This window comes from Sphingobacterium lumbrici (genome assembly GCF_006476045.1).
Taxonomy (GTDB): Bacteria; Bacteroidota; Bacteroidia; order Sphingobacteriales; family Sphingobacteriaceae; genus Sphingobacterium; species Sphingobacterium lumbrici.
The window spans coordinates 530159-542606 of the sequence record NZ_SRZY01000023.1 but is presented as its reverse complement, the minus strand read 5'-3'; the positions used below and the strand labels follow the sequence as shown (position 1 = coordinate 542606).

The window sequence follows — 12448 nt, the reverse complement described above, 5'->3', positions numbered from 1 at the left end:
AGCCGATGGTATTGCCGTAACAGGTGGGAGAGTAGGTCGGTGCCTTTTTTTATACAGAGCCCTTGCTGGAAACAGTAAGGGCTCTTTTTTTTTGTTATCTGCTATTATAATAATACAGCTTCTCCTGCTCTACTACTTAGTCAACCCTTGTTTTAAGACCCTAAGCGTACTCTGAACGACATTCCCATCGAAACTAACCGGATAATAACGCAGACTTATTGTAAATTGTAATACGTTTTACCTAAGCTTTTGTGACAAGCTGTAAAACTTGTTAAGAAATGTTAAACAGAACAACCGTTTGCGTTAGGTTGCGCAAACGGTTTCGTTTATTTTCATTGTTGTTTTGTCAATAAAATGTATTATAATTGATACTAATTAATGATTATGAATCTGGAACTATTGATCTTAGGTGTATTTGGGATGATAGTTTTGGAAATCTAAGTTTTGAATTTTGCCAATGAATTATGAAAAAATCTCTAGTATTAATAGGTAAGTTCCTGATTTGATGGAATCATATAACGAGGATATCACTTTATGTATCGCATCTGCGAGTAGTTGTTATAATAGAGTAGATCTTAGTGAGGGGAAACTTTTATATGAATTGTTGGCGTAGTAAGCTATTTGATGATAAGTTGTAAACTAATACTTAAATTATAAATAATGATTAAAAATTGTACAAGTCTTTCTTTTGCCTTGTTATTATCTGTGATTGGATCAGGATCATTATATGCCAATACGTTGGCACCTATGGGTTCGAGATCGAATTATCAATCTGTTTTGCAGGATACTGCAAAAAGTCAATCTGTTGCGAGTACAGATACTATTGGGCAGATGTTAAAGTCTCTTCAAAAGTTTAAAACAGTGAAGGATACTATTAACATCAAGGATGCTAAAAATGTGCCCAATCTATCTTTGCAGCAGGTGCTAAAAGGGAATGTAGCAGGGCTTTATGTTCAAGAGCCTAATGGAGAGCCCGGAACGGAGCAAAGTATGATTTTGCAAGGTGCATCCGGCGTAATGTTTAATAAGAAGGATATTTATGCCTTACAGCCTGCGGTATATCTGAATGGAGTACCTCTGGTGCAGGATAATCCTTTTGCCTTTGATGTGCAGAAGTATGATTACAACCGCATTGGGCCGGCGACGAATTTACTAACCCAAATTGACGTCAGCAATATTCAGTCTATTGTTGTGATTAAGGATCCTTATGAGTTAGCAAAACTGGGACCCAACGCTGTTAACGGTGCGATTTATATCACGACAAAGAATGCAAGGGGGGGTAAACAGGATATAAGCCTTAATTCATATTTCGGTTATGCTACTGTTCCTAAAGTTCATACGGTCAATGGGGTGTATGAGAATGAGTTTAGGAGACCTTTTTATCAGAAGTATGCGACCCAGGAGCAGTATGACTCTTACGCCCCTTATCTTCGGGATTCTACCAATACGGCATATTTTGGTCCATCCAATTGGAATGATCTTTATTATCAGAATACACCAACATTCGGAGCTGATTTGGGAATTACCGGAGGGAATGACAGGGCTAACTTCCGGTTTTTTGGCTCGGGTACAAAGAATGCAGGAAATGCTGATGAGACAAACCTCAATCGGTATAACATATTCTTCGGTATCAATATGGCTCCATTCCAATGGTTGACAGTGTCAAGTAATGTGAATGCGGTGAAAATGGACAGAACACGCAATCGGAGTTTAAGGGATCGATTTGCCGAAGCGAGATATATACCGGATTTATCTAGTCCGTTATCTCCTAATGCTGACATTTATGGTACATTTTTGTCGGAAAACAATAAAAATGTAGATAAAAATACAACAACTGCCCTCAACGGTAACGTGTCCCTTAGTGCAAAGCTCAATAAGCTAGTGATTACATCGAGCTTGATTTTCGATTACAATGAGGGTATTCGAGACTATTTTACACCCTCGACTCTAATGGATGGGGTAAGTTATGTTTCTACCTACTTCGGGTATAACCAGCGACTGATCCAAAGCAATACCATATCGTATGGTCTTCAATTGAATCCGAATAATGTAATTGACCTGGAACTTGGTCAAGTGTATCAGGGAGACACGTATAAGTATAACTATGCACGGGCTTATAGAGGACCGAATGATGACGTGAAATTGAATTTAGTGGAAGGTAATGCTTCCTTGTCAAGCTATTTGAATACGCTTGCGGCCGGTGGATTTTATGTTTTCCGCTATTTAGATAAGGAAGTTAATAATTTGTTTTCTTTATATGCATCGGGTAAGTATCGGTATAAGGACGTTTTAAGCGTGAGCGCCTTGATTAGAAGAGACGGAGCCTCTAACGGGCAGCCGGATAGCCGGTGGGTAACTTCGCCTGCATTTAATGTTAAGTACAACATCGTCAAAGACTCCGATTTTCTTAATCAATTAAGTATCAGCGGAGGCTGGGGAAGAAATGTCCGCGTCTATATGGATGATCGTTATGCCGCAGGACCACAATACAGATCAGAAAGTGGCTGGTTTGAAGAACCTACAATTCCGGGTTACGGGCCGGTATTGGGGATCAATAGACCTTACGAGAGTGGGTTTATTGGTTACGGGATCAAACTGCCTTATGCAGAAAGAATGGATTTAACGTTGGATGGAGCATTGGCGAACAACCGAATCAATGTCGCGTTATCTGTTTACAATCGTAATGATAAGAACCAGTTGGTTGGTGTATCGGTACCACAAGAGACAGGTTATTCCGTGAATTATAAATCCGGAATGGAGGTAAACAACAAAGGAGCCGAATTTATGATCAACGGATTGGTTGTAAATAACCAAGGAGGTTTTAGCTGGAATACCGGATTGAATGTAGGATATAATAAAAATGAAGTGGCTGCTCTTCCTGATGGTCTAAGCGAACTGATTATTGGAGACAATAAATTGCAGGTAGGCAAGTCTGTAGGCAGTTATTGGTTGTATAATAATGTAGGTATTTACAATACGGAGGCCAGTGTACCCTCGGGCAGGACTTTTAATGGTATCCCGATGAGTGCCGGTGACCCTGAATGGAAGGATCTTAATGACGATAACCGTATCGACAATAACGACAAAATCTTTACCGGAGATAGGTTACCAAAGATAGTGGGAGGATGGAATAATACATTGAGCTACAAGAAATTCGATGTCAATTTCAATTTTATCTTTGCAGCCGGACATAAGATATTGAATCAGTATGAAGCGACGAGGTACGGATTCATTAACAGGGAAGCCGGAAACGATATTAACTCGGTAAAAGAGGTGTCTTCATGGCAGAAATTTGATAATGAAAGAGTGTACCCCATCTACAATCCATGGAGTGATGTAAATGCGTATCGTGTAGATCAGGACTTGTTTTTGGAAGACGGATCTTACGTAAAGTTGAGATCACTTACTTTGGGGTATGACTTTACGAATACGTCTCTGTTCAGTAAGTCGTCAGGAGCTCGTTTTAGAAGGGTGTACTTGTACGCAACAGCAACAAATCTGTTGACGCTTACTAAGTTTTCGGGTGTGGATCCAGAGCTTGTAAATTACAATGGCTACTACGATGGTGCCAATCTGACAATCCCCAGAACCTTTGTGTTAGGCTTTAAATTAGATCTATAAAATGATTATTAGCAATATTATGAATTGTAAGAGATATAATAGTTACGGTATTTTCAGAATCTCTGTTGGAGTGTGCTTATTCCTGGCAACGCTGGGAAATACCGCTTGTAATAAGATAGATGATGTTTTTTCGCAGCGACTCGCTACGGAAGAGACCAACTGGAAGACATTGGAAGATGGCAAGGCTAATCTGATGTCGGTATATGGCTTGTTGCGTTCGGCAACAGTTGCCGATAACAGTCACTGGTTGATGGGCGATTTGAGGCAAGGAGATTTTACCATTACGAATCGGGCGGATATGAAAGCCATCGTAAATGGTCAGTTGAATGCGTCTTACCCTGTTATTAACAGGATAACGAACTGGAGAAGGTTTTATGCGGGTATTAATGCTGCCAGTCTTTTTATCGAAAGATCCTCGGAGATATTGGCACATGATCCGCGCTATACCCAATTGAATAACGATGTAGATATAGCTCAGGCGAGAATATTGCGCGCATTTGCCTATTTCTATATGACTAGAATATGGGGAGATGTGCCATTACTAACGTCTTCGCATGATGGTGATTTTATCCAATCACCTCGTACATCACAGGAAAGGGTGCTGGCATTTTGTACCAGTGAAATATTGGAGGCCGCTAAGGTAGTTCCTTTTAGATATGGAGGAACGGATCCTATCATGCCGGGCTTATATTATGGAGAGAACTGGCCATCTTGGAACGGGAATGTATTCACCAGGTTATCGGCTTATATCATTTTGGCCCATATCGCGGCTTGGCAGGGTAACTATGTTGATGCTGCAATCTACTCGAAGTTTGTGCTGGATAATCGATCTACACAATATTTTGTGGACGGCGCTAATCCCCTGGACTATATTGATATGAATGCGTTGACCGAAAACCAGAATAACTATAGCCCCTTTGCGTTTAAAAGAGCAACGGTGATGGTTGGTTTTCCTTTTGAAGCCGGAAATGGATTGGCTACAGCCAATGGACATATTGAGCAATTGATCTTAGCAAGTCCGTTTATTCCGAAGGCGGTTCCGGAGATGTTTGTGTCAAAGGATAGTATTATTAAGATTTTTACAGACCCGAATGATTTGCGATTTAGTAGAGACTTGGCGACCAATAGATACCGTACGAACTATTTCTACGGATTTGAATCTGAAAGACCAATTTTCAATAAGGTAAAAGTAATTTATCCGTCCAATACATCGGGTGATATAACGCTATTTGCGTCAACTATGGTATTTAGCAGGCTGGAGGAAATTACACTATTGCGAGCTGAAGCATTGGCGGTGTTGGGGGATACAGATGAGGCAATAATCACGTTGAATACGGCTTGTGCTAAACGAGGTATTAATTATTCCCTGGCAAATTCACCGGATTTGGTAAAGGCTATTTTTGACGAAAGAAGAAAGGAGCTAATGGGTGAGGGCTGGAGATGGTATGACATAGTTAGGTACAACAGGATTAAGAAATCTGACGAGGTGTTTGCAGTTAAAAATGATCAGGAGATGACCTTCAGGGAGTTTGAGCAAGCGGGTGGTGTATATTGGCCTGTGTCGCAAGATGTAATCAGTGCTAACCCAGCAATCAGGCAAAATCCGTATTGGCAATAGTTAACCTAAATTCTATAGAAATGAATAGTTTTAAACATATTAAATATATTGTATTCTTGGTTGGAACCATCTCCTGCTTAGGCTTAGGCTCATGCAGTAAGAGTGATTCACCCTATTATGATTACGAGAATACGGTCCAATCCTATAATGGATCAGCATTGGACTATCTTAAAGCACAGCCTGCGGGTACGTTTGATTCGTTGTTGCTTGTTTTGGAGAGATATCCCGATTTGGCAGATACGCTGCAAAACGCGCAGGTGACTCTATTTGCCCCGGTAAATAAGAACTTTGAAGCAGCTGTTAAGTACCTGAATATTACAAGAAGTAATCAAGGAAAGGAACCAATATATCTGAACGATGCAAACGGATTTTTGTTGGAGCAACTGATCTGTAAATATATCATTAGAGGGAACAGAGATACGGAGGCATATATCAATGAAAGGGATGGTATATTGTTAACAAGTATCATTTATGAATACCCCATGCATGTGAAATATGTAAAGTTGAGTTCTTCCGGATTTGTTTCAGGTGGCGCGAGTTCCTTGAATTTCAGTAACCCATACGGTTCGGTCTTTACGCAGGATTGGGTTACAACGATCGCCAATACGGTGAATATCAAAACCAACAATGCGACGATAAACATCCTTACTCCTATCCATAATTTTGGATTTGATGAATTTACCCTAAGGTTGAACGATTAAATGGAAACGATGAAAAATTATAGATATATATTGAAATTTTATTTGGCATTTGTCATAGTCTGCATTGGTTTGTCATCCTGTAAGAAAAACCTACCTGATGCGAGGCTGTCTATTGCAAATGATTCTAAATATACACGTACGGTATTCGAACCGGTACTAGGCAGAAGTACGCTATTTTCTAATATTTTCCAATACGGAAACTCAAGTCGACCACTCGATTTTAAGATTCTGAATATGCGTACTTTTACGGGAGAGCCTGCTCCCGAGTTGACACTAAATTATCCCGTTTTGGTGTGGAAGGGTGTCTACAATGGAACCGAGAAATCCATTGCAGAAATTGAGGCGAAGCGTACGATTGAGTATCACCCACTTTTCGAAATACGGCCGCATTCCGGTGATTTGTTTATGTGGGCTGCCGCAAATTCAAATATGATTAAAGCCCAGCCGGATTCTGGATATGTATTTGACGTTGAAATGTCGAATTCAGGTGGCCGTAGGTATTTTCAGAATATGCGGTTGATGCCGCTTCGTGAAAGACCTTACGAGCCGTCCAACCTCGATCCGATAACAGGCCAGGGTACTGCTATTTCAGTAAATCCTACTGGTGTAAATATCATAGGAGAGCGGGGACAGCCGCTGAATACGCGGGATGATGTACAGGTCCTCTTTAAAAAGACCGGAAATGGCAACAGTATTACGTTTAAATTTATCGATACCCTATCCAACCCTATCGATCCGAATAAGTTTGCGGAGACCGATTGGGAAAATCTGGTCCATGGTTTTAACATGGTCAAGGATCAGGAGAAAGTGAGGTTTGACGTAGCCTATCCAATACCTTTGAGTGGATATCCTACTAGATATACAACGGTTTCCGGGCAGCAGGCACGTGTCGTGTTTAAGTTTAACCGACAGGCTTTTGGCAATGTGCTCCAACAATGTTATCTGGCATTTAACTTCAATATATATGAAAAAGGAGATTGGGAGCTGACATTTTGGTTTAAGCGAGATAAGCCAAAGTTTGATAATGATTAATGAACCAGTTATAACATAATTAAAACACTATTTCCAATGAAGTATATATATACCATATTAGTACTATTGGTTTGTTGCATGCACAATGATGCGCTGGCACAGCAGCTTATTAAAGTCACGGGAACTGTAGTTGATGGATCTACCGCTAACAAAGAAACAGTATCTGGTGTAAGCATTAGTATGAACGATAAAGTTATCGGAAGCACCGATCGATTCGGTAAGTTCACGATAACAGTGCCAGGTAATGCGACCCTGTCCTTTAAGTTATTAGGATACGATCCTGTATCGTTAAACGTTAATAACAGAACCGAGATCAGTGTAAGCCTTACTGAAAGTTTTGCCAACATAGACGCGGTAACTGTAACCGCCGGTTATCAAACCAAGGCCAAAGCGCTTAGTACAGGTGCGATAACGACGGTATCAGGTAAAGACCTGCAAGGGCAACCTGCAGGTGATGTAATCTCCCTGTTGCAAGGTAGGGTTGCGGGTTTGAATATCCAAAATAATACAGGAGCTCCCGGTTTTAGGGGTTCGGTAACGATTCGTGGTATTTCAAATATCAATGTATCGGGCTCGGGAAATGAGTCGTTCCTGACACCGACCTCACCGTTGTATGTGATCGATGGGGTACCTATTGATGACAATACGGAGTTTTCTTATGGCTTCCAGCAAGCTGGTCCCGGAGTCTCTCCGGCATCACAGATTCCACCGGAAGATATCGAAGAAATCTCTGTACTCAAGGATGCCGCAGCCACGGCACTGTATGGATCAAGAGGTGCTTATGGTGTAATCTTGATTACAACCAAAAGAGGTAATTCCAGAATACCGGTAGTTAGGTATAATGGGTCTACGTTTTTGTCCATGGTGCCTAAGCTTCGGTCAGTGATCGGCGGTAGAGACGAGCGGATGTTGATAATACAACAAATTTTGGCGTTCGATACCTCCAGAAACCACGCTATCGACATGATAAATAATACACCATTTTTGTCGGATAGTTTGAATGCGTACTACAACAACTCAACCAATTGGCAATCCTATTTCTATAAGCCAACCTATAATCAAAATCATAACCTTAGCATATCCGGAGGAGATGTGAGGTTTAATTATAAAGCGAACTTAGGGTTCTATGACGAAAATGGTATTCAAGAGAATACAGGATATTCACGTTACAATCTCAACATGAATATGATTTATAACCCTACAGATAGATTTAGGTTGGAGTCTCAATTGAATAATTCCGTACAGCGTCAACGTATGGGCAGTGGAAATGGTTTGTTGAATTCGGGTGTTGCAAATAGTGCACAGGCTTCTTCTTTGCTGCCGGCACCTTCGCTTTATTCTTCCGTTAATTCCGTATTGGGGGCGTTAACGACAGATGATGACAATAAAGTACTCACGACTGCAGCAAACGTCAACTTACACTATGATCTTTTTAAGAACTTCAAGGCATCTACTTATCTGAATTATAATGGTACAACGGGTACAAAGGATAACTTCTCGCCAGCCGCACTGAATAATAATCAGGCTCTGTACTATGCCTACAATGACCGATCGAATACGCTCTATAACCGGACTCAGGTACAATATGTATTCTCGCTTAAAGAAAAGGGTGAAGATGCGCATACATTCAACTTGTTTGGATTTTCGGAATTGAGATCGTCTTTCTTTAAGTCAGACGCAGTGTTGAGTGATCGGGTAGTGAATGACCAATTACGTGGTCCGTTGACCAAACAGACCAGTTATTTAAGTTCTAAAGGAGGTACCACCAGGTATACGGATACGCGGCAAGTGGCTTTTGCGGGACAGTTCTCGTATAACTATAAGCAAAAATATGTCCTGGATTTTAACTACCGTTTAGATGGTCTTTCAACTAATGGGCCAGATGCAGGTTACAAGACCAACCCCTCTATTTCGGCTAAATGGAACTTTGACCGCGAAGCCTTTATGGACAATGTGAGTTGGTTAGACTTTGGTGATATTCGGTTGAGTTATGGATCTAATATTACACCGAATGGTAATATCTATCAGGCTTATGGTAAATATTTTGGTGGTAGCCAGTACAACAACAGTAGTACGGTCATCAATGATCTGGGCTTCGTCCCCAATCTGAAGTTGGAGCCGACTCAGGCAACTACCTACAATGTCGGGTTTGATTTTTCAATTTTGAAAAACAAATTTACCTTCACGATGGATAGCTATTACAAGCAGAATGACAATATATTCCGTGATAAGAGATTGTCAACATCGAACTCATTTGGAAGCATCGGGTCGACCGAAATCAGCAATGTCAACTACGGATGGGAGTTTCAAGCTACCGCCCGTCCTTTGAATACGAATAGCCCATTCAAATGGACGCTTACCGGCTCTTTTGCAATCAATAGAGAGGTATTGGCCGCACTTCCAGATGGATTACGTGAGATGATTTATTCTGATCCGACGTATGGTCAGGATATTTACTACCGCTTAGGGATCAATTCGTTGTCCAATTACTTATACAATACGAAAGGGGTATATAGCACGAATGCTGATGTGCCGGTAGATCCGGTTACAGGTTTACCTTATCGGGTGGGTAACAACGGACTATTGAATTATTTTAGAGCAGGGGATCCTATTTTTACGGATCTGGATGGTAACTATGTGCTCAACGAATACGACCGCGTAATTGCCGGAAATTCGCAACCCCAAATAACGGGAGGGTTTTTCTCCCTGTTGCAATATAAAAATTGGAGCTTGGAAGTGAATACCTCATTTACGTTAAAGCGTGATATTTTGAATAATTTTATGGCGTCACAGTTGGGTAGTTTTGGATCGCCGGGATCTATGGGCGCTATGGTACCTCCATCGGAGTTTGATTATTGGACACAAGCCGGAGATGTCTCGGTGTACGGTAATCCGTTTGATTTTCAACGAGCATCACTCTTGAATCCGTTTAGATACAATCAAACGTTGTTTCAGGAAGACGGGTCATATTTCAAACTAAATGCCGTCAAAGTATATTATAACTTTAATCAAAGTTTGACCCAAAGGTATGGTATGAACAGGGTGAGTGTTAACTTTACAGCTTTTAACTTGGGATATATTACGAAATATTCAGGGCCTAATCCCGAAAATGTAACGGCACTAGGTCGGGACTATCCGTCAAATTATCCATTGCCTAAACAGTTTGCGTTGGGCTTAAACATTGAATTTTAATTTTTAAAGTGATGAAGATGAAAAAGTTGAAATATCTGTTGATGATAACAGCACTTGTGTGCGGAACGTCGAGTTGCGATAAGTTTCTGAATGTAACTCCCATAGATGCCCTGTCTGGTAATAATTTTTGGCAGACCCAAAAGGACGTTGAAGGGTATATGAATGGTATTTATACAAAATTGCGGAATAAAGTAGGGAATAGTATCCTAATTCCGGCTTTGGATATCAGGGGAAATTCGGTGAAGATTGCGACCGCTTTGGATGCCAGTGGTAATGGTCCGATCAATAATCTGATTTCCAATAATATGAATCCGATAATAAGTGGTACGACTACATACGATACCCGATTAAAGGAAGTGATGAACTGGAAAGGATGGTATGATGTTATTGCGGCAAGTAATATCCTGTATTATGAAGTAGATAATGTTCCCGCAGCAGAAATGTCTCAAAGGGAAAGAGATCAATATAAAGCGGAAGCCGTATTTACGCGAAATCTGAGCTATATGTTCATCTGTAAACTGTACGGCGACGCGATCTATTATACCGAGGCATATCATAATAAAGCCTTGGCGAGAACACCGCAGGTGGAAGTGCTGAACAACTGTATAGCGGACATGTTGGCTGCAAAGGACAATCTGCCGATAAAGTATAGTGAATCCTCTTTGCTTGGGGTGAGACCGACAAGAGCGAGTGCGGTAGCGTTGCTCATGCATTTGAATATGTGGGCTGCAACTTGGGATACGGGAGACAAAAAACCGTACTATCAGGCCGTATTGGATCTGGCAGATGAGTTGGATACCTATACCGATTACAGCGTGTTGCGGAAGACAGCAGCGAACACCAAGCTGATCTTTAAAGGGAGAACGGCTGAAAACCTGTTTGGAATCTTGCAAGACTATAATTACGGAGAGACTTTTGCGCAGTTTTCAAATTATTCCTTCTTCTTTTCGCGCTATCCATACCGCGGTGCTTCGACAAAGACAGGTAGCCACATGACCTACGAAAGGGACTATATCGAAAAATTGTATCCACCGGCGATAGCAGATGATCGCAAAGCAATATGGTTTGAAAATTATAACTCGGATAATGCCTCTTTTCAGTTTAAGAAATTCATTAATGTGTATTCTAGCGGAACAGGGACGAGTGTTGTCATGAATAACGATGATAGTGCGATTCTGCTTAGAATGTCGGATGTCGTGCTTTTAGCTGCTGAGGCTGCTGCTGAATTGGAAGATGATGTAACCGCAAAAGAATACCTCAATCGGGTACGGGGGGCAGCAGGCGCGCCGATGATTATATCCAACGGTGCAACGTTGAAAGATGATATTTATAGAGAAAGATGCCGTGAGTTGATTGGGGAAGGGCATTTCTATTTTGATCTTGTACGGACCAAACGGGTGGTAAATACGGAATTTAGCAAGGCTGTAATGAGTGGTTCAAGTTTTAACAGTGGCGCGTGGAGATGGCCGTTGATCATTACGACTGCAGAACAAAATGCGAATCCTAATTTAACAGGCAATAACTATTGGAATTGATGATTATGAAAATACAAATAAGAATATTATTGATGGTAGTTTCCATCACTGCAGTATCTTTAAGTTGTACAAAGTACTATTTTGATGGCGGTGTACACGATCCGAAATACAACGGAACAATTTTGGACTATATGAAAGAAAAGAAACCTTTTTTCGATAGTACGTTGATGGTAATTGAGCTGGCGGGAATGACGGATGTCTTTCAAAATGAAAATGTGACATTTTTTGCGCCCCCGGGAGGTACCGTGCATAACGTGATACAAAATTTAAATCGTCATTTGAGGTTTAATGGAAAGGATACGGTATCTAGATTGGATCAGATCAAATCCGAAGTTTGGAGAAATACCCTGTCACAGTATATATTTAGAGGTACAAATCTGTTGAAAGATTATCCACAAAGGGATACGTTGTCGTATGTGGCTTATCCGGGACAGAATTATACAAGCTACGGTGGGGATATCATGAATATAGGCGTTATATTCAACGATGCGGGAGGAGTAACTTATGCCGGATATAGACAATTATATATCGCTTATATCCCGGATTTATCTAATCCGCAGGTGTCCTTAACCAATATCCCGGTAGCGACATCGGATATCCAACCAAAAAATGGAGTCATACACGTATTGAACAGAACCAAGCATACGTATGGGTTTCGAACGAATGCTTTTATTGATCAGGCAATTTCAGCTGGAATTTCGCCTGCCACCCCATAAGTAAATTTATTATCTTTATTTAAATGAACTGAT

General features: G+C 40.9%; 7 protein-coding genes. All 7 read left to right on the top strand.

Annotated elements, in window-relative coordinates; all coding sequences use genetic code 11:
• Positions 1–660 precede the first annotated feature (660 nt).
• The 7 genes from E4F24_RS07715 to E4F24_RS07685 are packed head-to-tail and all read left to right on the top strand — an operon-like array spanning position 661 to position 12415.
• Positions 661–3621, top strand: a complete 2961-nt coding sequence (locus E4F24_RS07715; RefSeq protein WP_140938103.1) for a TonB-dependent receptor plug domain-containing protein — start codon at positions 661–663, stop codon at positions 3619–3621.
• A 19-nt stretch (positions 3622–3640) separates the two neighbouring features.
• Positions 3641–5239, top strand: a complete 1599-nt coding sequence (locus tag E4F24_RS07710) for a RagB/SusD family nutrient uptake outer membrane protein (RefSeq protein ID WP_181182408.1) — start codon at positions 3641–3643, stop codon at positions 5237–5239.
• A gap of 20 nt (positions 5240–5259) precedes the next feature.
• Positions 5260–5940, top strand: a complete 681-nt coding sequence (locus tag E4F24_RS07705; protein WP_140938101.1) for a hypothetical protein — start codon at positions 5260–5262, stop codon at positions 5938–5940.
• A gap of 9 nt (positions 5941–5949) precedes the next feature.
• Complete coding sequence (locus E4F24_RS07700; RefSeq protein WP_235891174.1) at positions 5950–6972, top strand: DUF5007 domain-containing protein; 1023 nt, start codon at positions 5950–5952, stop codon at positions 6970–6972.
• 36 nt (positions 6973–7008) lie between these two features.
• Positions 7009–10164 (top strand): SusC/RagA family TonB-linked outer membrane protein, encoded by a 3156-nt coding sequence (locus E4F24_RS07695; RefSeq protein WP_140938099.1) that lies wholly within the window; start codon positions 7009–7011, stop codon positions 10162–10164.
• Positions 10165–10181: 17 nt separating this feature from the next.
• A complete protein-coding gene (locus tag E4F24_RS07690; protein ID WP_181182407.1) occupies positions 10182–11699 on the top strand; it encodes a RagB/SusD family nutrient uptake outer membrane protein in 1518 nt (505 codons plus the stop codon).
• Positions 11700–11704: 5 nt separating this feature from the next.
• Positions 11705–12415, top strand: coding sequence for a fasciclin domain-containing protein (locus E4F24_RS07685; protein ID WP_181182406.1), 711 nt, complete (start codon positions 11705–11707; stop codon positions 12413–12415).
• Positions 12416–12448 lie beyond the last annotated feature (33 nt).